14 protein-coding genes are annotated in these 22,241 nt (G+C 62.9%); 6 read left to right on the forward strand and 8 right to left on the reverse strand.

Annotated features, from left to right (window positions below; translation table 11 throughout):
* Positions 1 to 7: 7 nt before the first annotated feature.
* Genes CO666_RS20875 through CO666_RS20885 form a run of 3 tightly spaced genes read left to right on the forward strand, consistent with a single transcriptional unit; the run spans position 8 to position 3,727 of the window.
* Positions 8 to 820 (forward strand): NAD-dependent epimerase/dehydratase family protein, encoded by an 813-nt coding sequence (locus CO666_RS20875; protein WP_097614105.1) that lies wholly within the window; start codon positions 8 to 10, stop codon positions 818 to 820.
* An 8-nt stretch (positions 821 to 828) separates the two neighbouring features.
* Positions 829 to 2,022 (forward strand): NAD(P)/FAD-dependent oxidoreductase, encoded by a 1,194-nt coding sequence (locus CO666_RS20880; RefSeq protein WP_097614185.1) that lies wholly within the window; start codon positions 829 to 831, stop codon positions 2,020 to 2,022.
* A gap of 19 nt (positions 2,023 to 2,041) precedes the next feature.
* Positions 2,042 to 3,727 carry a thiamine pyrophosphate-binding protein gene (locus CO666_RS20885; protein ID WP_097614106.1) on the forward strand — a complete coding sequence of 562 codons (1,686 nt, stop codon included), beginning with the start codon at positions 2,042 to 2,044 and terminating at the stop codon, positions 3,725 to 3,727.
* 100 nt (positions 3,728 to 3,827) lie between these two features.
* On the opposite strand, the gene CO666_RS20890 is transcribed toward CO666_RS20885, so the two are convergent.
* Together CO666_RS20890 and ydiJ are read right to left on the reverse strand one after the other, a co-directional pair.
* Complete coding sequence (locus CO666_RS20890; protein ID WP_097614107.1) at positions 3,828 to 4,559, reverse strand: FadR/GntR family transcriptional regulator; 732 nt, start codon at positions 4,557 to 4,559, stop codon at positions 3,828 to 3,830.
* A 78-nt stretch (positions 4,560 to 4,637) separates the two neighbouring features.
* Positions 4,638 to 7,658 (reverse strand): D-2-hydroxyglutarate dehydrogenase YdiJ, encoded by a 3,021-nt coding sequence (gene ydiJ / locus CO666_RS20895; protein ID WP_097614108.1) that lies wholly within the window; start codon positions 7,656 to 7,658, stop codon positions 4,638 to 4,640.
* A 95-nt stretch (positions 7,659 to 7,753) separates the two neighbouring features.
* Here ydiJ and CO666_RS20900 point away from each other — a divergent pair, with 95 nt between their 5' ends.
* Positions 7,754 to 8,503, forward strand: a complete 750-nt coding sequence (locus CO666_RS20900; protein WP_097614109.1) for an SDR family NAD(P)-dependent oxidoreductase — start codon at positions 7,754 to 7,756, stop codon at positions 8,501 to 8,503.
* The gene (locus tag CO666_RS20905; protein ID WP_097614110.1) at positions 8,496 to 9,236 is read left to right on the forward strand and encodes an SDR family oxidoreductase; all 741 of its coding nucleotides are present in this window, start codon (positions 8,496 to 8,498) and stop codon (positions 9,234 to 9,236) included. The genes CO666_RS20900 and CO666_RS20905 overlap by 8 nt, the downstream gene beginning before the upstream one ends.
* 175 nt (positions 9,237 to 9,411) lie before the next feature.
* Here CO666_RS20905 and CO666_RS20910 read toward each other — a convergent pair whose 3' ends face one another.
* The 5 genes from CO666_RS20910 to CO666_RS20930 form a co-directional block, all read right to left on the reverse strand.
* Complete coding sequence (locus CO666_RS20910) at positions 9,412 to 10,866, reverse strand: HlyD family type I secretion periplasmic adaptor subunit (RefSeq protein ID WP_097614111.1); 1,455 nt, start codon at positions 10,864 to 10,866, stop codon at positions 9,412 to 9,414.
* Complete coding sequence (locus tag CO666_RS20915) at positions 10,863 to 13,007, reverse strand: peptidase domain-containing ABC transporter (protein ID WP_097614112.1); 2,145 nt, start codon at positions 13,005 to 13,007, stop codon at positions 10,863 to 10,865. Before CO666_RS20915 ends, CO666_RS20910 begins: the two co-directional genes overlap by 4 nt.
* Before the next feature lie 109 nt (positions 13,008 to 13,116).
* Entirely contained in the window at positions 13,117 to 13,425 is a 309-nt protein-coding gene (locus CO666_RS20920) for a hypothetical protein (RefSeq protein WP_097614113.1), read from the reverse strand.
* A gap of 57 nt (positions 13,426 to 13,482) precedes the next feature.
* The gene (locus CO666_RS20925) at positions 13,483 to 14,718 is read right to left on the reverse strand and encodes a GTP-binding protein (RefSeq protein ID WP_097614186.1); all 1,236 of its coding nucleotides are present in this window, start codon (positions 14,716 to 14,718) and stop codon (positions 13,483 to 13,485) included.
* A 48-nt stretch (positions 14,719 to 14,766) separates the two neighbouring features.
* Positions 14,767 to 20,070, reverse strand: coding sequence for a DUF4082 domain-containing protein (locus tag CO666_RS20930; RefSeq protein ID WP_425352426.1), 5,304 nt, complete (start codon positions 20,068 to 20,070; stop codon positions 14,767 to 14,769).
* A 434-nt stretch (positions 20,071 to 20,504) separates the two neighbouring features.
* Between CO666_RS20930 and CO666_RS20935 the strand changes: the two genes are divergently transcribed.
* Complete coding sequence (locus CO666_RS20935; protein ID WP_097614115.1) at positions 20,505 to 21,017, forward strand: hypothetical protein; 513 nt, start codon at positions 20,505 to 20,507, stop codon at positions 21,015 to 21,017.
* A gap of 24 nt (positions 21,018 to 21,041) precedes the next feature.
* Here the strand turns inward: CO666_RS20935 and CO666_RS20940 are convergent, their stop codons facing one another.
* Positions 21,042 to 22,226, reverse strand: coding sequence for a GTP-binding protein (locus CO666_RS20940; RefSeq protein ID WP_097614116.1), 1,185 nt, complete (start codon positions 22,224 to 22,226; stop codon positions 21,042 to 21,044).
* Positions 22,227 to 22,241 lie beyond the last annotated feature (15 nt).

The following is a 22,241-nucleotide window of genomic DNA, read 5'->3' on the forward strand; positions in this document are numbered from 1 at the left end:
TTATTCCATGACCGACTACAACCGCACGCTTTTGACCGGCGCCGCAGGGGCGCTTGGAACGCAGCTTCGTCAATCCGGAACCAGGCTCGGAAAGATCGTCCGTCTTTCCGCCCGTTCGCCGATCAAGGACCTTGCGCCACACGAAGAGGATTTTCCTGCCGACCTCACCGACTTCGAGGCGGTGTCGCGCGCGGTCGAAGGCTGCGATGCGATCGTCCACATGGGCGGACAGGGGCTCGAAGCGGCGTGGAAGACCATCCTCGACGCCAATATCGCCGGCAGCTACAACATCTATGAAGCGGCCCGCCGGCACGGGGTGAAACGCATCGTCTATGCAAGCTCGGTTCACGCGATCGGCTTCTATGAGCGAAACGAGACCATCGACGGCAATGTGACGACACGGCCCGACAGCCTCTACGGCGTCTCGAAGACCTTCGTCGAAAACCTCGCGCGCTATTACTTCGACAAGTTTGGAATCGAGACGGTCAGCCTGCGGATCGGCTCGTCCTTCCCGGAGCCGACCGACCGGCGCCACCTCATCACCTGGCTCTCCTACCGCGACTGCCGCCAACTTGTCGAAAAGAGCCTGTCGGCCGAGCGCGTCGGCTTCATGGTCGCCTATGGCATGTCGAACAACAGCCGGGCCTTCTGGGACAATCGCACCGCCGCTTCACTCGGCTATCACCCGCAAGACAGCGCCGACGATTATGCCGAAAAGGTCTTCGCCAAGACCAGGCAGGGTGATCCCAATGACCCCGCCGTCCGATTCCAGGGCGGAAGCTTCGCCGCCGCCGGCCACTACGAAGACGAGAACAAGTGAGCGCGGCCATGCAGGCTTCCAGGTCATCCTATGACGTGATTATCGTCGGCGGCGCCGTCGTCGGCAGTTCCACCGCCTATTTCCTCGCGACGAACCCCGACTTCACCGGATCGGTGCTCGTCATCGAGAAGGACTGGACCTACCAGCGCTCGGCGACGGCCCTGTCGTCGAGCTCGATCCGGCATCAGTTTTCCAATGCCATCAACGTCCAGGTTTCCCAGTTCGGCACCGAGTTCATCCGCAACTTCAAACAGAATGTCCGGGTCGACGACGACACGCCGGAAATCGGCTTCCATGAAGCCGGCTATCTTTTCCTCGCCGATGACGAGCGCGGCGAGCAGGTGCTGCGGCGCAACCACGAAACCCAGCTCTCCTGCGGGGCCGAGGTGACGCTTCTCGATCAGGACGGTCTCGCAAAGCGCTTTCCCTGGCTGAATCTCGATGGTTTGAGACTCGGAAGCACCGGCGAGCGCGGCGAAGGCTGGTTCGACAGCGTCGGCCTTCTCCAGGGTTTTCGCAAGAAGGCGCGATCGCTCGGCGTCGAATACATCGAGGACGAGGTGGTTGCCGTCAACCGGGAAGGCGACCGGATCGTCTCCGTGACGACCAAGGGCGGCCAGACGATTGCCTGCGGCACGATGGTCAACACCTCGGGCACCAACGGCAAGAAGGTCGCCCGCATGGCGGGTCTCGACGTTCCGGTCGAACCGCGCCGCCGTTCGCTGTTCGTCGTCGACTGCCGCACGCCGCTCGAAGGCAAGGTCGGCCTGACCATCGATCCGACAGGCGTCTTCTTTCGGCCGGAAGGCAAGTTCTACCTGATGGGGACCTATCCCAAGCACGACCCGGAAGTCGATCCCAACGATTTCGACGTCATGCATGACGAGTTCGAAGAGGAAATCTGGCCGACGCTCGCCAACCGCGTTCCCGCCTTTGAGGCGATCAAGGTCGTAAACTCCTGGGCGGGGCATTACGACTATTGCACGCTCGATCACAACGTCGTCCTCGGGCCGCATACGGAGGTCGGCAATTTCCTGTTCGCGAACGGTTTCTCCGGACATGGACTGCAGCAGTCCCCGGCGATGGGCCGGGGGCTTTCCGAACTCATCACCCATGGCGGCTTCAAGACCCTGGACCTGTCGCCGTTCGGATATGAGCGCGTGGTGGCGGACCGTCCGTTCCTTGAAGACGCGGTGATCTAACAACAAGGCGGGGAATCCCATGAACAGCGAAATTACCAAACGAAGCGGCGGGCAGGTGCTGGTCGACGCGCTGCGCATCCATGGCGTGGACCGCGTCTTCGGCGTGCCCGGGGAAAGCTACCTTGCCGTACTCGACGCGTTTCACGATGCCGAAAAGGCGATCGAATTCGTCATCTGCCGCCAGGAAGGCGGCGCCGCCTATATGGCGGAAGCCTACGGCAAGCTGACGGGCAAACCGGGGATCTGCTTCGTCACGCGCGGGCCGGGAGCGACGAATGCCTCGGTCGGCGTCCACACCGCCTTCCAGGACTCGACGCCGATGATCCTGTTCATCGGCCAGGTGGCGCGCGACCAGATGGAGCGGGAAGCCTTCCAGGAGATCGACTATCGCCGGATGTTCGGGCAGATGGCCAAGTGGGTCGTCGAGATCGAGGACGCGGCGCGCATCCCCGAGCTGATCAGCCAGGCTTTTCACCGCGCCGTCAACGGCCGGCCGGGTCCCGTCGTGATCGCGCTGCCGGAAGACATGCTGACGGACGTGGTCGAAGTTGCCGATACGCCGGCCTATAGCCGCGTCGAAATCTATGCCGGCGAACCGCAGTTGGAAGAATTGCGGTCGCTTCTTGCCAAGGCGGAGCGTCCGCTTGCGATTGTCGGCGGCGGCGGCTGGACACAACAGGCCATCGACGACCTGGAGACCTTTGCGGAAGCTTTCGACCTTCCTGTCGCAGCCTCGTTCCGCTGTCAGGACATGTTCGACAATACCCACCGCAATTATGCCGGCGATCTTGGCCTCGCCGCCGGTCAGAAGCTCATCCGGCATGTCAAGGATTGCGATCTGCTGATCTCGATCGGCGCCCGTCTCGGCGAGATGACGACCGGTGCCTATACGCTGATCGACATCCCGGTTCCGAAGCAAACGCTGGTGCACATTCATTCCGGGGCCGAGGAGCTCGGCCGCGTCTATCACGCGACTCTCGCCATCAATGCCAGCCCCGCCGGTTTTCTGTCGCAGGCCGCAAAGCTCAAGCCCGCATCGGCGCCGGCCTGGACGGAATGGACGAGGGCCGCTCATGCGGACTATCTGGAAAACCTGAAGCATCCGCAGACGCCCGGCGACGTCCAGATGGGCGACGTCATGGCGTGGCTGCGCAAGCATCTGAAGTCCGATGCGATCCTGACCATGGGTGCCGGCAACTATACGGCATGGGCCCATCGTTTCTACCAGTATCGGACGTTCCGTTCGCAGCTCGGGCCGACCAACGGTTCAATGGGTTATGGCGTACCAGCTGCGGTCGCCGCCAAGATCACCGCACCGGAGCGCACCGTCGTCGCCTTTGCCGGTGACGGATGCTTCCTGATGAATGGGCAGGAACTGGCGACAGCGATGCAGTACGATGCACGCGTCATTTTCCTCGTCATCAACAACGGCATGTACGGAACGATCCGCATGCACCAGGAACGGAACTATCCGGGCCGCGTCTCAGGCACCCGGTTGACCAATCCCGATTTTGCTTCCCTCGCCAGGTCCTATGGGTTGCATGGAGAGACGGTCGAAAAGACCGAAGACTTCATGGGGGCATTCGAAAGATGCGAGGCGTCGGGCAAGCCGGGGCTGATCGAAGTGCGGATCGATCCGGAAGCGCTGACGGTCAAACAGACGCTGACTGAGATTCGCGAACAGGCGATCGCTCAGGGCAAATGAGTTGGCAGGCCGTTTGAAACTATGGCCCGCATTGCCGCGCGGGCTCTTTCACTGCGAGGCGCCGCAGAATGATTTCGCCAGCCTCGAAGCTGACCGTGCCCTACTCCACCGTCTCGCTGCTGGCCGGTTCGTCGAGCAATGCGCGGTAGCGGTTCAAGCTCTCTTCCAGATGCGCGGCGATGGCGTTCTTCGCACCCTTGGCGTCGCCCTGGGTGATCGCCGAGAGGATCGCCGCGTGCTCCTTGTTGATCTTCTTCAGGTACCCCTGATAGGCGCGTGACGACTCGCGGTGCTTGAGGACGAGTTCGAAGTTGATGCTCTCCATCACCGCTTCCAGAAAACTCGGGAAATGCGGGTTTCGCGTCGCCCGCGCGATCGCCAGATGGAAATCGAAATCGGCGCGTGCCTCGACTTCGGCATCCTCCGTCTGAAGCGTTTCGAGATGATCGTAGGCGCGGGCGATGCCGGCGAGCGCCTCAGGCGTGCGCCGGGTGGCGGCAAGCGCTGCGGCCTGCATTTCGACACCCAGCCGCAGCTCGAGGATCTGCATGGCGGAACGGATGTCTTCGACTCGGCTGATCTCGAAATTCAGGGTCTTGGCGTCCTTTTCGCTAACGAAAACGCCGGCCCCCTGGCGGGCGGTGACCCTGCCGCCGACCTTCAGCGATGTCAGCGCCTCGCGCACCACCGTTCGCGACACGCCGAACTCCTCGCAAAGCTGGGCGCTCGATGGTATTTTTTCCCCCGGCGCATATAATCCCGAGTCGATGCGCTCGCTGAGCTTGGCAACGACGATTTCTGCTAGGTTTCCGCGTTGCGTGATGATCGACAATGTGTGCTCCGATTCTAGGCTCCAGGCCAATTTAGCACATATCACATATCACGCCACCTCCTCGTGGCGCCCAGCTTTTCAACTGAACAGATCCCGGATGACTTCTAGAGGATGCGGGATTGTCCTGCGGTCTATTTCCTTGACCTGCGACCGGCAGGAATAACCGGTCGCCATGACGACGGTTCCATCCTCGCTGGCGACGATCTGTTCTGCCCAACTCATCGCATAGAGCTTTTCGGAGATCTCCCGGTTGCGGGCCTCATGGCCGAAGGTTCCCGCCATGCCACAGCAGCCGGCATCGGCCACCTCAAGGTCAACGCCGAGGGCGCGGAAGACCGCTTTCCACTGCGCAGCCGCCGAGGGCATGTTGGTGCGTTCGGTACAGTGCGGCAGAAGCCGGACCTTCGTTCCGGCCTGTCGCCGGTTCGCCGCCAGCTTCTCGCTGCTCGCGGCGAGCCACTCCTGCGGCAGCAGTACCGAAGCGTGGGACGGTCCGTCCGGCAGGGTCTTGTACTCGCTGCGATAGGCAAGGGTCATGGAGGGGTCCAACCCGACAAGCGGTACGCCGGTTTTCGCCAAACGGTCCAGCGAGCGCGCGGTCGCCGTCGCCGCCTTTTCGAAGCGGTCGAGATAACCGTGGACATGCAGCGCCTTGCCGTTGGTGAACGGCGGCGCGATGAACGGCGACAGGCCGAGCTTGCGGGCGACTTCGACGGCGGCGATGACCACTTTGGGATCGAAATGCGCCGTGAAGGCATCCGGAACGAAGACGACGGTGCGGCTGCGCGCCTCGGGAGCCATTGCCATGATCTGCTCCACATCGGCGGTCGGGACTCCGAGACCGGCCAGTGATGCCGGCGGCATCCTGGGCAGCGCGGTCAGGCCGACAAGCTTCATCGCCGCGCGGCCGGCAGCCGTTCCGGCCAGAAGATTGTAGAGAGGCCGGATCCGCGCCATCAGCGGCAGAGTGGCCTCGATGCCGGCCACCAGCGGATCTTTCAGCGGCCTGAGATAGCGGCCGTAATAGAGGTTCAGGAATTTCGACCGGAACGCCGGGACGCTGACCTTGACGGGACATTGACCGGCGCAGGCCTTGCAGGCGAGGCAGGTGTCCATGGCCGCCCGCACTTCGTGCGAAAAGTCGGCGCGGTTGGCCGGGTTCAGCGAGTTGAACGCCCGCCTGATAAGCCCGATCGCCTTGTTCGAAGTGCGGAGCCGAACCGCTTCTTCTCGGGGATCGACGCCCTGCTCGACGAGAAGCCGCAGCCATTCCCGCATCAAAGCGGCGCGCCCTTTCGGCGAATAGAGCCGGTTGCGGGTCGCCTTGTAGGACGGGCACATCGGGCTGGTTTCGTCGAAATCGAAACAGGCGCCGTTGCCGTTGCAATAGGCCGCATTGTCGAAGGCGGCGCGGATCTCGTTGCCGATGATGCGGTCGACGCTTCCGCGCAAGGGAACCTCGTCGATCTTCATCAGCGCGCCGTCGTCGGGCGTGGCGATCTTGCCCGGATTGAGGCGGTTTTCCGGATCGAACGCCTTCTTGATCTGCTGAAGGCTGGGATAGAGATCGCCGAAGAATTCCGGCACATATTCGGACCGCACGCCCTTGCCGTGTTCTCCCCAGAGAACGCCGCCATGTTTGCGGGTCAGCGCCACCACCGCGTCGGTGATTTCCCGGATGAGCGGCAGATGGTCGTCCCGCGTCAGGTCGAGGGCCGGCCTCACATGCAGCACGCCCGCATCCACATGGCCGAACATGCCGTAGGAGACGCCCGCGGCATCGAGAAGAGCGCGGAATTCGCTTATATAGGCGGCAAGATTATCGGGAGGAACGGCGGTGTCCTCGACGAAGGCCACCGGGCGCACCGGGCCTTCGACATTTCCGAGAAGGCCGACGGCGCGCTTGCGCATCGCCCATATCGCTTCGACCTCCGCACTGTCCCGGGCGATCGTAAGGCCCGTATTGCGAACGACATCGGCGCCGGCGAGTGCCGACGTTACCGCCGCAAGCTTCTGCTCGAGCTCGACCGGGTCGTCGGCCAGCACCTCGGCGATATTGATGCCGTTGGCGGGGCCGCGCTGGTCGTCCGGGAAAAACCGGGCGATGCCGCTCCACACGATGTCGCCCTTGGCAAGGCCGAGCACCTTCTCGTCGATCGTCTCCACCGACGCGACGTTGAGCGCGGTCAGCGACCTCGCATCTTCGAGGGCCGTGTTGAAGTCGTCGTAGCGGATATTGACCAGCGCCGAATGTTTCGGGATCGGCAGAAGGTTGAGCTCGATCTCGGCAATCATCGCCAGCGTGCCTTCCGAGCCGCACAGGATCGCATTGAGATCGAACCGTCCGTCGTCGCGGCGGATATGCGCGAGATCGTAACCCGTCATGTAGCGGTTCAGGCGCGGAAAGATGTCCTCGATGCGCGCACGCTCGTCGCGCGCGATCCTGTCGACCGTCCGGTGGATCTCCCCGAGGCGGTCGCCGCGAGACTTGATCTCGGCGAGAGACACATCGTCTAGGGGACGCGACCACCAGTCCGTGACATCGGTGAGGACGATCCTGAGGCCGAGAACATGGTTGCTCGTCTTGCCGTAGAGACAGGAGCCCTGGCCGCAGGCATCGGTCGAGACCATGCCGCCGATCGTCGCCCGGTTGGAGGTCGAAAGTTCCGGCGCGAAGAACAGGCCATGATCCTCGAGGACACGATTGAGCTGGTCTTTGACGACGCCGGCTTCGACGCGGGCGACACGCCGCACCGGATCGATCTCCAGGATCCGGTTCATATGCCGTGAGCAGTCGACGACAATTCCGTCCGTCAGCGACTGGCCATTGGTGCCGGTGCCGCCGCCGCGCGCGACGACGCGCAGGCCGCGGAACGTGTCTTCGGAGAGGACCCGCATCACGGTCTTCATGTCCTCGATATCTCTAGGAAAGAGAATCCCCGCCGGTTCGATCTGGTAGATCGAGTTGTCCGTCGAAAGAACGGTGCGCGAGGCGGCGCTGGTCTCGATGTCGCCGGCAAAGCCCGCCTCCAGCAGCCGCTCGAAGAAGCCGGCGCTGGGAAGGAGTAGAGAGTCTTTGGTCTTGATACGAGGGATCATTTTTTATCGCTGCCGAAATCGCCCAAGTCTTGCAAAACTTGGCATATAAGTGATAACATACAAATGAGTTGACGCAACTGAATTGGAGGTGGGACGTGAAGGATCAAACAGCAGTAATCGTCGGCGGGGCCTCCGGCCTCGGATTGACCACGGCCAAGCTTATGGTCTCCCACGGAGCCAGCAAGATCGGCCTGATCGACCGCAACGCGGAATTGCTGGCTTCGTCTGCGGAAACGCTTCGTTCGCTCGGCGCTGATGTGGCGACATCGGTCGCCGACATTGCCCGGGCGGAGACGGCGCACAAGGGTTTCAATGAGATCGTCGCGAAGCTCGGCCGGGTTCATGCGCTTGTCAACAGCGCGGCCATCTATCCCCGTCGGCCGATTCTCGAAATCACCGACGAGGAATGGGACCTCGAGAATGCCATCAACGTCAAGGGAACCTACCACATGATGGTGGCGGCGGTTCTCCATATGCGCCAGCACGTCAATGCTCCTGAAGTCACCGGACGAATCGTCAACGTGACGTCTGTCGACGCCTTCAAGGCCCATCCCCAGAATGCCCATTATGCCGCGACCAAGGCCGCGGTCGTCAGCCTCACCAAATCTTTCGCGGCAGAATGCGCGAAAGACCAGATCCTCGTCAACTCCGTCGCGCCCGCGGGTTTTGCCACCGACCGCGCCAAGGAACTCGGATTCCTGCCCGAGCTTGCCAAAGCGAGCGCGCTCGGACGGGCGGCCGAACCCGTCGAGATGGCGGAATGGATCGTCATGATGGCCTCCAGCCGCAACACCTACGCGACCGGCGAAAACGTCGTCATCAGCGGGGGCTATATCTATGTTTGACACCTATCGCGTCGCAGTCGTGACCGGTGCCACCGGCGGTATCGGCAAGGCGACAGTGCTGGAACTCAGACGACGAGGGCTAACGGTCTATGCCGTCGGCCGCAGCGAGGCGCCGCTTCAGGAACTCGCCGCCACCGATGGTGTGATCCCGATCCAGGTCGATGTGCGCGATACCGATACGATCGCCAGGGCTCTTGCCGGCATCGAGGTCGACGTCCTCGTCAACAATGCCGGCATTCTGTCGACGCGCGCGCTGTTCCATGAGATCGATCCGGCCGAGATCGACGCGATGATCGACGTCAACCTGAAGGCACCGATGCATCTCACCCGCGCATTGCTGCCGGGCATGGTCGAGCGCAAGCGCGGCCATCTCCTCTATGTCGGTTCGAGCGGCGGCCAGGCGCCCTACCCGAACATGGGCGCCTACGGCCCTTCGAAGGCCGGCCTCAGCCTGTTCTGCGACAATCTTCGATGCGACCTGCTCGGAAGCTCGGTCAGGGTCACCGAAGTCGTTCCGGGCCGCGTGCAAACCGATCTCTACAGGACGGCGATGGCCGGAAACCAGGCGCGCGCGCTGCTCTATGACGGCTACCGTCCGATCCAGCCGGAGAACATCGCCTCGATCGTCGTCAACGCCATCGAGCTTCCCGTCTTCGTCGACGTCGCCCGCATCGAAGTGTTCCCGACCGACCAGGCGACCGGCGGCGGGACCATGGTGAAGTTTCAAGACTAGGCAAATCGCTCAGCTGGATAAAACATCATCCGTGCATTGAAGGCCTGTCTTTGAACGGGTGCACTGCCGGGGAAGCGTGCGGTGACACCGGACAAGGTGCACGGCCTTCACCGCCGGGGCTCCGATTGCCCTCGAGATAGGAGGCTGACACGTTGAGCCCGCGATCCGCCGCGTCCTACGGCTCGCGTATTGCGTTGTCGAGGCCACTCAGAAGCGGATACAGGAAATAGGAGATCACCGTGCGGTTGCCGACCTTGATTTCCGTGGACACGGTCATGCCGGGAAGCAGCCGCACCGGCACATCCGAGGCATTCAGCCGGGTATCGGCAAGCAGGATGCGCGCCTTGAAGAAGGGGGCGGCCGGCTGGCTGGGGGTGGCGGTCTGCTCCTGCTGGCCGGTGAGGAACGTATCCTCGCTGATGGTTCTCACCTTGCCCGTCGCGGTGCCGTATTTCTGGAAGGGGTAGGCATCGAGCTTGACACGCGCTTCCTTGCCGACGGCCACTCGGCCGATATCGCGCGTATTGATCGAGACTTCCGCCTCCAGCGGCACGTTGATGGGCACGAGCGTGACCACCGGCTCGGCCTCGCGCACGACCGAACCGACCGAGCGTTGCGCCAGATCGAGCACGACGGCATCGGCAGGGGCGGTCAGCGCCACCATGTTGCGGCGCAGCTCCATCTTTTTCAGCTCCTCGTCGGCCATGTCGCGCTGGCCGCGCAGCTCAACCAGCTGCTCCATCGCCGCCCGTCGGAAATCCTCGATGAAGGCCTGGCGGTCGGCTTGCAGCTTCGCATAGCTATGGGCGGCCTCGTCGGCCCGGCCACGGACGGCGGTCAGGTCGGACTCGACGTCGAGGCGGGCGTCGCGGGAGCCGAGCAGCGTGATCAGCGAGCCGCTCTGTCTGTCATAAAGCCGCTCCCGCGCTGCCTCGATCCGCGAGAGCCCATCGCGCCTGTCGTTGAGCACCGCCTCCTGGTTCTTGCTCGCCGCAAGAGCGGCCGACTGGCCGGCGATCTGCTGGTCGAAATTCTGCAGCTGCGCCGTGTAGAAGGCCCGCCGCTGGGTGAACAGCTGCGCCTGCAGCAACTGATCGGGCGTATCTCCCGCCATCTTCGTATAGTCGGCGCCGGCAAGCTCGGCCTCGATGCGCTTCACCTGGGCGTCGAGGGCGGAGAACTTCGCCTGCTGCTGGTCGACATCGGCCTGGCTGAAGGTGGCGTCGAGGGTGGCAAGGGTCTGGCCGGCATGCACCACCTCGCCGGCCTTCACCTCGATCGTGCGGATGATCGAGGTTTCGAGCGGCTGGACGACGATGGTCGGCTGGGTGGTGACGAGCTTGCCTGGCGCAATCACCACCTCGTCGATCGACGAGACCGAGGCCCAGGTGATCGCCGCGGCAAGCAGCGCCGTCACGCAATAGAGCGTCATGCGGGCAACGCGCGGCGGCGCGCGTTCTTCGAGCTCGACGGCGTCGGACTGGAATTCCGCGATCGCCGGCGGCAGCGGCGGGCGGGCGGCAAGTTCCCTGCCCTTGTCCGGGCGCTTGTCTGATGGCCCCTTGTCTGATGGTCCCTTGTTTGAAGGGACTGGCAGGTTTTCACCGGATTTTCTGACATGCGCGTTCATGCGACCTGCCTCATTTGCTGGGCCCAGAGGTGGCGGTAGGTCATGCAGCGCGACACGAGCTGATCGTGCCGGCCGATATCGGCGACCTTGCCGCGATCGATGACGAGAATGGCGTCGGCATCGACGAGCGTGGAAAGCCGGTGCGAGACGATGACGACGGTGCGGCCGGCGGCGATGCGGCTCAGATTGTCGCGGATGATCGCCTCGCTGTCAGGGTCGAGCGCGCTCGTCGCCTCGTCGAAAATCAACAGCTTGGGATCGGTGATCAGCGCCCGGGCAATTGCCAGTCGCTGCTTCTGACCGCCGGAAAGGTTGGCGGCATTTTCCTCCAGCATGGTGTCGAAGCCGCGCGGCAGCCGCTCGATGAACTCCTCGGCGCCGGCGATGCGGGCGACTTCCATGATCTCCTCGATGCTGGCATCGGGTTTTGCGGCAGCGATATTGTCGCGAACCGAGCCGCGAAACAGGAAATTGTCCTGCAGCACGACGCCGATGCTGGTTCTCAGATGCACGAGGTCGATCTCGCGACTGTCATAGCCGTCCATGCGCACCAGCCCTTCCTGGCTCTGGTAGAGCCCCTGGATGAGCCGGGTGATCGTCGTTTTGCCCGAGCCGCTTTTGCCGACCACGCCGAAGACGCAGCCTGCCGGAATGGCGAAGGAGACGTTGTCGAGTGCCGGGGTGCTATCCGGGCCGTAGCGGAAGGTGACCCTGTCGAACTCGATGCGTCCATGCAGATGCGGCCTGACACCACGGCCGCGGCCTGCCTGTTCCGGCCGCTGGTTCATGATCTCGCCGAGCATCCGCACCGAGAGCGCCACTTCCTGATATTCGTGTACCATCGTGACGATCTGCACCAGCGGTCCGGAGACGCGGCCGGCGAGCATGTTGAAGGCAACAAGCGCGCCGATCGTCATCGCGCCGCTGAACACGTCGAGCGCGCCGAGGCCGATGATCGCAACGCTCATCAGCTTCTCCAAGAGCCCCGTCATCGCCTGGGCGATCGTCGAGATCTTCTCGACCCGGAAGCGCACGGAGATCGACTGCGCCGAATAATCGTCCCATACCTTGCGTTGGCGCGGCTCCAGCGCCAGCGATTTGACCGTGCGCATGCCGTGCACGGTTTCCACCAGCAGCGCCTGCCGGTCGCCTTCGGCCTGGTAGAGCGCCTGGAGGCGGCGCTGGAACGGCCCGACGAGCAGCATCACGACGAGCCCGACGAGAGCTGCGAAACCGAGCACGACGAGCGTCAGCTTCAGGCTGTAGAGAAGCAGGATCGGCACGAAGACCAGCAGCGAGACGCCGTCCAGCAGCGTCAGGAAGAGCCGCCCGGTCAGGAATTCGCGGATGCGCCCCGTCTGCTGCATGTGCTTGACGAGAACCCCGGCCGAGGCATGCTCGAAGAGCGCGATCGGCAGGTTGAGCAAATGGCCGAAGGTGCGTGTCGCGACCCGGATGTCGATCCTGTTGGTCGCATAGAGCAGCAGATAGCGGCGCAGGAAAGTGAAGGTCGCGTCGAAAACGAGGGCGATCGCGATGCCCACCGTCAGAACCGTCAGCGTCGCATAGCTCTGGTGGACGAGCACCTTGTCGATGACCAGCTGAAAGAAGATCGGCGTCGTCAGCCCGAGGCCGTAGAGAACGAAGGCGGCGAGGGCCACATCCCGGAAGAAGCTTCGCTGCTTGATGATCTCAGGCACGAACCACCGGAAGCCGAACGGCCGGTCCTCGTCCGACATGCGATAGTTGCGCTTGAGGAGAACCACCGATCCCGGCCAGGCCTTCGAGAATTGCTCCTCGCTGAGGAGCATGACTTCGGGGCGCGTCGCAAGCGGGTCGAGAACGCGGATCCTCTCTTCCTCCCCGCTCCCCTCCATTCCGGCGATGACGACCCAGTTGCCGTTGGCGAGTTCGGCGAGCACCGGGAATGCTTCGCCCAGCTGGGAGAGGGACCGCCAGTCCAGGTTGAGGTGCCTGGCCCGCAGGCCGGCATCCTTGGCCATCCGCAGCAATCGCCGCACGGCGACGGGTTCGTTGCCGACCGCGTAATCGTGCTGCAATCGCTCAGGCGAAAGATCGACGCCGTGATGACGCGCGACAAACGCAAGACAGTGCAGGTTGGTATGCAGAAAACCACTCATGGCCCACCTGAAACGATACGAGACCGAGGCTTGGATTCACAGAATTGGAGCGTCCTTTGTGCGTCCGAATGGCACACGGCGCTTCCGCGCGCGCTCCACACCCTGTTTATCAGTTGAAGTTCGGCGAGGCGTTCGAAGCGCCCGCCTGCGCCGACTGGATATCGGTTGCGGCCGCGGCCGACATGTCGCCGATGCGGCGAACCGCACCCGCCTCGACCAACCCGCCAAGCGCCTTCTGCATGAGATCCACCGCATTGGCGAAGGCATCGACAGGCATGACGATGCGCTGGCGGAAGACCGGCTTCGGATTGTTGTTGGCGTCGCGATCGGTGGCCGAAAGCGACATCAGGTCGATGCGCACGATCGTTCCCGTAACGGTGATTTCATTGATACCGTCTGCATAAAGTTCGTCGCTCATTGTTCTCTCCTCCGGTTGATAATCAAAACGTCGTCACATCAGGGTGTCTTGCGTCCATTAGGATGCCCTTGAATGGACAGGGATATGTCCGTGCTGCCATGCCGGAAACGGATCGCGAAGGCCGACTGCGCTCTGCGGATCGAACCCCGTCTCCTCCCCGGTCAGGCAATCATCGAGCGCAACGCGGATCGCTTTCTCGTCGAAGCCGGAACCGATGAAGACGAGTTCCTGGCGGCGGTCGCCCCAGACCGCGTCCCAATGCCGGTCGATGAGCTGGCGGAATTGCGGAAAGCGCGGCCATTGCACCTGCGGCACCGAGGCCCACCAGTATCCCCTGGTTTCGATGCGGCACTGGGTGCCGGCGATCGACAGCAGGCCGATCTCATCGGGCCTCGTCGCCAGCCAGAAATGACCCTTTGCGCGGATGAGGCCCGTCCATTTCCGGTCCAGGAAATCCTTGAGCCTCAGCGGCGCGAAGGGCCGGCGGCTGCGATAGACGAAGCTTGTTATGCCGTATTCCTCTGTCTCCGGCACATGCTCGCCCCAGCCGAAGAGCTCCTTGTGCCAGAGCGGATGGCGGGCGGCCTTCGTCTCGCTGAAGAGGCCGGTGTCCAGGATCGCCCCGAGCGGCACCTGGCCGAAGACCGCCTCGACGACCTGGGCATCCGGATTGAGTGCGGCGACGACCCGGCGAACCTCTGCGAGATCGGCGCAGGGCACGTCGCCCGCCTTGTTGATGATGACGACATCGGAAAATTCGATCTGCTCGACGAGCAGTTCCACGAGCTTGCGCTCATCGTCCCCGTCCCGCCTTTCGCCGCGATCGGCGAGAAAGTCGGCGCTCTGGTAATCGGCGAGAAGATTGACCGCATCGACGACGCAGACCATCGTATCGAGACGCGCCACGTCGCAGAGGGCGGCCCCGCGCTCGTCGCGGAACGAAAAGGTGGCTGCAACAGGCAGCGGCTCGGCAATGCCGGTGCCCTCGATCAGCAGATAGTCGAAGCGGCCGGCGGCTGCGAGGCGACGCACTTCGCTCAGGAGATCGTCGCGCAGGGTGCAGCAGATGCACCCGTTGGTGAGCTCTACCAGCGTCTCGTCGGTGCGCGAGAGGCCTGCTTCCCCTTCGCGCACGAGATCCGCATCGATGTTGACCTCGCTCATATCGTTGACGATGACGGCAACCCGGCGGCCCTCTCGATTGCTCAGGACATGATTGAGCACAGTCGTCTTGCCGGCGCCGAGAAACCCGGCGAGAACCGTGACCGGCAATCTGTTGTCTGCACGCATCATCAAGACTCCTACTCTTTACAGCATGCTAGCCTTAGATCCTCGCGCCCTTTACGCCGCGAGCTGCGGTTTGAACGTCACATCCACATAGTAGTTCGTGCTGTTATAGCTGGCTGTCGGGAACAGCCCGCCGGCTCCGTAGGCATAGACGCCGTTGCTGCCGCCGGGCGCCTTGAGATCGCCGTTCGTCACGTCGCTGGCAAAATAATTGCCGGTCGCCGAATAATTGCCGTTGCTCGAGTAAGAAACGACGTAGGTCGTATCCGCCTGGATCGCGATCTGCTGGGTGAGCTGCGCAGTCTGCCAGCCGCTGGCCGTTTCGTTGCTGAAGGCGACGCTGCCGATGAGCGTGCCCGAGGCGGTCCAGAGATAGCCGTTATGCGGGCCGGTATTGTCGGCGCCCTTGTAGAAGCGGATGCCCGTGATCCAGCCTGACGTGTCGGCCTGGAATTTCATGCCGAGATTGACCTGCTGGTTGTCGTTGACGGAGGCGATTGCAGGCGTCGCATCGGCGGCAAAGAGGTTCTGCTCCGGCCCTGCCGTCTGGCCGCCATTGATGGTGAGCGCAACCTGCGCCGAGGCCGTGCCGCCCTTGCCGTCCGATATCGCGTAGCTGAAGCTCGCCGATCCCGAATAGCCTGCCGTCGGCGTGAAGGTCACCGTCTGGGCCTGGGCATCGTAGGTGGCCGAGCCGTTGACCGCGCCGCTGACGCCGGTGATGACAAGCGGATCGCCGTCGGCATCGGTGTCGTTTGCCAGGAGCGCCGAGGCCTGGATGGTGAGCGGCGTGCCGGTATTGGTCGAGAAGCCGCTGTCATTGGCAGCGACCGGAACCGCATTCTGCGCGCCGCCCTGCTGATAGAGCACGTCGACCCAGTAATTGCTCGCATTGTAGGAGGCTGTGGGGAACAGGCTGCCCGAGCCATAGGCATAAAGGCCGTTGCCGCCGCTCCCAGCACTCGACGGCGCCGTCAGCGCGCCGCTCGTATGGTCGGTCGTGAAATAGTTCGCCGTTGCCGAATAGAAGCCGTTCGAATGATAGCTCGCCACATAGGTGGCGCCGGCCGTGACATTGATCGGCTGGGTGAAGGACACCGTCTGCCAGCCGCTTGCCGTCTCGTTGATGAAGGTCGCCTGGGCCAGAAGCTGGCCGCTGGCCGTCCACAGCGAGCCGACATGCGTGCCGCTATCCCCGGCGCTCCTGTAATAGGTCAATCCGGTAATCTGGCCGCTGGCGGAAGCGATGAACTTGACGCCGAGTTCGACCGAGTTCGCGTCATTGGCAGCAGTAACCCCCGACGTGTCGGTGCCGGTGAACAGGCTCGACGTCGTGCCCCCGCCCGTCTGCGAATTGACCGTGAGGCTGACCGTTGCCGAGGCTGTTCCGCCAAACCCGTCCGAGATCGAATAGGAGAAGCTTGCCGCACCTGTATAACCCGCCGTCGGGGTGAAAATGACGGATTTGGTCTGGCTGTTGAAGGTCACCGTTCCATTGACCGCACCATTGACGCCGGTGATGCTGAGCGCATCGCCATCACCATCGGTGTCGTTTGCCAGCAGGCTGGCCGCGGCAATCGACAGCGCCGTGCTGGAATAGGTCGTGTAGCCATTGTCGTTGGCAGCGACCGGCACCGCATTGCTCGTCTGGTTGTAGACGACATCCACCCAGTAATTCGACGACCGGTAGCTGGACGTCGGGAAGCCGGAGCCATCGGCAAAGACGCCGTTGCTGCCGGCAAGCGCCGTCAGCGAGCCGTTGCTATGGGCTGATGTGAAATAGTCTGCCGTCGCCACATAGCTGCCCGTTGTGTGGTAGGAGGCGACATAGGTCGTGCCGGCGAGGATATGCACCGGGTTCGAGAATGTCGCGGTCTGCCAGCCGCTCAGCGATCCGCTGCCGGCAAAGGTGACGGTCGCAACCAGCGTGCCGTCGGCCGTCCACAGCGAGCCGGTGTGGGCGCCGGTATCGCCTGATGCCTTGTAGAAGCGGATGCCGGTGACCATGCCGCTCGACGAAGCGGAGAACCGCATGCCAAGCTCCAGCGACTGGCCTTCGTTGAAGCTTGCGCCCGTTGGCCCCTCGCTCGATTTGAACAGCGTTTCCCCTGCGGGACCGGGATCCACCGTCAGGCTGACATTGCCCTGATCCGTGCCCCCGCGCCCGTCCGACAGCGTATAGGCGAAGCTTGCCGGCCCCGAATAATTGTTGGTCGGCGTGAAAAGGATGGTGCCGTTCTGCTTGTTGAGCGTCACCGTGCCGTTGACAGCATTGCCGACGGCCGAAATCGTCATCGCATCGCCATTGCCATCCGTATCGTTGCCGATGAGCGAGGCGATCGAGATGACGACGCTGTCGTTGCGGGTCAACGTCAGCCCCGTATCGTCGGTCGCGACCGGCGCGCTGTTGGCGCCGGCGTCGAAAACCACGTCGACCCAGTAATTGGTGCCGGTGCCGAGATTTTGGCCGGGGAAGATGCCGGCATTGTCGCCATAGGCGTAGACGCCGCCGCCATCGACCGCCTTCAGCTGGCCGCTGGCATAGGTGCCGCTGAAATAGTTCCCGGTGGCCGAGTAGAAGCCGTTGGTGTGATAGGAGGCCACATAGGTCGTGCCGGCGGCGATCTGGATCGGGCTGGAGAACATCACCGTCTGCCAGCCGGAGAGCGATTCACCGACGGACACGCCTGTTGCCAGCAGCGTTCCGTTGGCGCTCCAGAGGCTGACGACATGGTCGCCGATATTGTAGAAGCCCTTGTAGAAGCGGATGCCCTGCACGGAACCGGCGGTCGTTGCCTGGAAGCGCAGGCCGAGCTCGACGGAATCGCGATCGATCGCCACTTCGGTCGCCGGCTTTTCCGCAAGCGTCCAGAGGCCCTGTGTGCCTGGCAGCGTCACGGTGACCTGCTTGCCGGCCGATGGCGCCTCCATATTGACGCTGTCGTCGACGGCCCGTGACATGATCGTGTAGGTGCCGCTCGCCTGAACGACCCAGTTATAGCTCCAGCTCTCGCGGCCTGTGGCCTTGAACCAGTGCTGGCCGCCATCGGTGGAGACTTCCACGCCGGCAATGATGCCGCCGCCGAAATCCTGCGCCGTGCCCGTGATCGTCACATGCTGGCCTTCGAGGAAGGAGGCACCCACGATCGGCGTGCTGACTGACGAAGTCGGCTTCAGCGTGTCGGTCGATTGGGTCGCGAGGATCAGGCTCGCATCCAGCGTGGTCGGCTGGATGCCCATGTCCGCGAACATGTTGACCATGGCCTGCTGGACGTTGCGATCGGTCGACGTGGCCGGACCCTGGTGGTTGTCGCTCAGCCCCCAGGACCAGAAGACGGTGCCGGCGCCGAAAACCAGCGCGCCGCTTGCCGCCCGGTACATGGTCAGGCTGTGGGTCGCCACCGCATCGCCGACCGTGGTGCCGTAATCGCGCAGATAGGTGCTCACCGAGACCGAGGAGAGCGACAGGTTGATCAGCCCAGCCGGCCGGAAGCCGTTCTCGACGTCGGAATCCCACTCATAGCCGAGCAGGTTCTGCACCAGATTATAGGTTTCGCCTTCATTCAGCTCGGAGACATCGGTATTGCGCCAGAAGCGCAGGTTCGAATAGTCGTAGGGGATGGAGATCGTATCCTGGCGGTAGCTGTCCACCTGGAACATCGTGCCGGTCAGCGCATTCTCCGGCTGCTGCCCCGGATCGGCATAACGCGGATCGCGCCAGGTGCCGGTGCCGACAGTGCTCGGATCCGTGCTCGTGCCCCAGGTCTCCTTGTAGCAGACCATGGTGCGGTAGGCCTGGCCGCTGCCGTCGATGCTGCTTTCCCAGCGGACCTTCCAGTAGACCTCGTTGCCGCTCCAGAAGGCGAGGTTGACGCCGGCATCGCGCGCCGCCTCGACATTGGCGCGCTGCTCGGCCGACCAGTATTCGTCATGGCCGACGGAGAGATAGGCGTCGTGGTTGAGCAGCAGGCTGCCGCTGCGCGCTGTATCGACGCCCGAGATATAGGACACGTCATAGCCGTTCTGCTCCAGCCACGAGATGGCGGAGGATTCGGCGCCGAAGATGTAATTCTGCGAGCCGCCGATCGGGCTCGTATTGGTGATGATCGGCCTGTTATAGCTGACCGCCGAGGCGCGGCCGATGGCGGTCAAGCCGCAACTGCAGTTCGGCGGCAGGTAGCCGATCATGTCGGCCGGATCGACCGGCACTTGGCCGTAATAGAGGCTGGCGCCGCCCCAGGCATTGTAGGCCTGCCATGTCGTATCAGACGTCTGGAAGACGATATTGCTGGTCGAGGCATCGTCGCGCACGACGAAGGGGATGATGCTGGCATCCTCGGTGCCGTCCTCGCGCACCAGCTTGGCGAAATAGACGCCGGAGACGGCATCGGCAGGGATCTGCCAGCTGGCCGATACCGACCAGTTGCCGCAATCGATAAGACCGAGCGACATGTCGACGATCGGGTGCGGCTGGATCTGCGCCGTGGTCAGCGATTTCTCGATCGAGTCGACCTTGCGCGCGCCGGCCCCGCCATAATAGCCCATACGGTAGATATCGATGCGGTAATGAGTGGAATCGGTGGCGATCTTGAAATCGACCGTCTGGCCGATATTGGTGCTGATTTCGGTGGCGAAGCCCTGGATGGTGCCGCCGCCGTCGCCCTCCAGCCCCCATTCGCTGATCGGGTTGCCCTGCTTCATGTTCTCGAGCGCGATCTTGTTGGGCGTCACCGCCGCCGCCGCCACCGGTGCCGCGAGCGCCGTTACGGCTGCAGTCGTCTCAGCAGAAGCATCCTGACTGGACTCCACCGAGAGGGATGCTATCGAGGTCTGAAGGCGAAGCGAAGTCGCGGCGATACTGCTGGAAGAGGTAACCGGCGCCGTCGTCGTGGTGCTGCCGTTATCGGCATCGCCGGTAACACCCGTAAGCGTGGGAGCGGCAGGCAGCGTCGCAGCCTCCTCGATCGGATCCGGGCCAAGCACGGTGCGCTGCGATGTCGAGGAAGGCGTCTGGAAAACCGTCGTAGCCGCCGCTGTCTTCGTCGAATTGTCCTGTACACCGCTATCACCTCCAGGCGCCGGCATCGCCGTCGACGATGCAGGAGACGACTGCGTGTCACCTGATGACATCAGGGAGGATGTGACCGTACCGATGAAGGAGGATTGAACAGTTACGCCGCCCTGATTGGCAAAGCTTGGAGAGCCATCGCTGCTCGTCGAAGATACGACCGTTGCGGATCCAAGAACCGCGCTCCATGCGGCGGGTGCACGACAGACACTCAACGCTCCACCAAATGTACTCAGATACTCACGATTACCGACATGAATTCTCCGCATCAGCGGCGTCCCCTTCCGCATCGGCCGGCCCCTCGGCAGCCATGGCAAGACGTCCATACTGGCACCTTTGCCAAGAGAATGTACGACAGCAATCTGGGGTAAGAGGGAGGTACTCCCTACGCCGATATGATGATCCCCGACGCACGCCGGCCGACAAGTCGCAAAGCTGCCTGCGGCGGCAGCCAGACCTTTCCGGGTTAGATTGCAGCATTCTGCCGGAATGGCTTTTCGTCTGCGCAAAGGCGATTGGCGAAGGGCATATCTCTTGGTACGTCCGAGCCGATCGCCTTTGAGAAATGCCCGGGCCACGGTGCGCCGCTTCGCCTTGGCAACACGAAAACTGCGTCCGGCGATCCTAAGGCTGCCGGTCTGCGTCTCTCCTCAATCGACCTTGACAAGAGCGTTCAAGTCGAGACGCTATTGGGCTCGCAATGTCTTGGAAAAACGAGGATAGGATGAGGTTCGGCAGACCGGCAGTCGCAGGCGTGGTTGGCGTGGCGGCCTGTGTGTTTGGCGCCTGCCTTGCGGCATCGCCTGCGCTCGCACAGGAAGTCGAGCCGCCCGCTCCATGGGTTAAGCTGACCGGTTCGCATGCCGGAGCGGTCGGAACATGCTCAATGATTGATGCGAGCGACATCGAGGCTTGTTACATGGTCCGGTGCGACGCCAAGAACGGCCTCATCTTCGAGATTGGCGATGCCACTGTTGGTGAGAACGGCCTGCGATCGGCGCGCTTCGAGATTGGCAGGTACAAAGAGACGATCCGTCTCGACGGCAACAGTCCCGATCGGCGAACGATTGTTCTCTCAAAACATCCGAAGCTGCTTGCCGCCCTCACATCTGGCGCTGATTTCGCCACTATGTTCGCCCTCAAGGCCGGTGAGATAGATTACAGCACCGGCTTTGAACTTACGGACGCACGAGACCAGATATCTCGCGTGGCAAAGGGCTGCCCAACCAAGCCGTGACGACGCGAAGGTCCACCGCCCGAACTACCAGGCCGGAAACGGATCTTCGAGGGTGGCCCAGTCGCGCGGATCGGCGCTGGCAAGGCATCCGTCCAGCGCGGTCCGCACACCTTTCTCGTCCATATCGACACCGATAAAAACCAGTTCCTGCCGACGGTCGCCCCAGGCGCTGTCCCATCGGCTCTCGAGATGCTGACGAAACTGCTGATGGGGCGGCCAGTCCTGCCGGGGCACGGCTGCCCACCAGAGGCCCATGGGTTCGCAGCGCCGCTGGATCCCGGCAGCCGACATCAGCCCCACATGACGCGGGCGCGTGGCAAGCCAGAAATGGCCCTTGGCGCGCAGCACTCCCGGCCAGGGTTCGTCCAGGAATGCCCGAAACCGCTTGGGATCGAAGGGGCGCCTGGTGCGATAGACGAAGCTCGAGACCCCGTATTCCTCCGTTTCCGGAACATGCTCATCCGGGCTGTACAATTCCTTGTGCCACAGGGGATGCGCAGCGGCCTTTGCTTCATCGAAGAGGCCGGTATTCAGGACTGTTGAAAGAGAGATCTTGCCGAAATCCGTCTCCACCTGGAGTGCGTCCGGGTTGAGAGACGTGATGATCCTGCTCACCTCTGCGCGGATATCTTCAGACGCGTCCGAGATCTTGTTGATCACGACGACATCGGCAAATTCGATCTGATCCACCAGCAGGTCGATGAGCGTGCGCCGGTCCTCACCGTCGCGCTGCAGGCCGCGGTCGGCAAGCAGATCGGCGCTGCTGTAGTCGGCTAACAGGTTTGCCGCGTCGACCACGGTGACCATGGTGTCGAGCCTGGCGAAATCGGCGAGAGAAATACCGTTCTCGTCGCGGAAGGAAAAGGTTGCCGCAATGGGGCGTGGTTCGGCAATGCCGGTGCCTTCGATCAACAGATAGTCGTATCGCCGCTCTTCGGCCAGTCGCCGCACTTCCGTTAGCAGGTCGTTGCGCAGGGTACAGCATATGCAGCCATTGCTGAGCTCGATCAATGTCTCCGTCGTATGCGACAGGTTGCAGCCGCCGTCTCGAATGAGACTGGCGTCTATGTTCACCTCGCTCATGTCGTTGACGATGACGGCGACCCGCAGGCCCTGACGGTTATTCAGGACGTGGCTGAGGAGCGTCGTCTTGCCAGCACCGAGGAAGCCGGCGAGCACCGTTACCGGCAGGCGCTCGATCCCGTTCATCGGCATCCCTCGATC

Source organism: Rhizobium chutanense, assembly GCF_002531935.1.
GTDB lineage: Bacteria > Pseudomonadota > Alphaproteobacteria > Rhizobiales > Rhizobiaceae > Rhizobium > Rhizobium chutanense.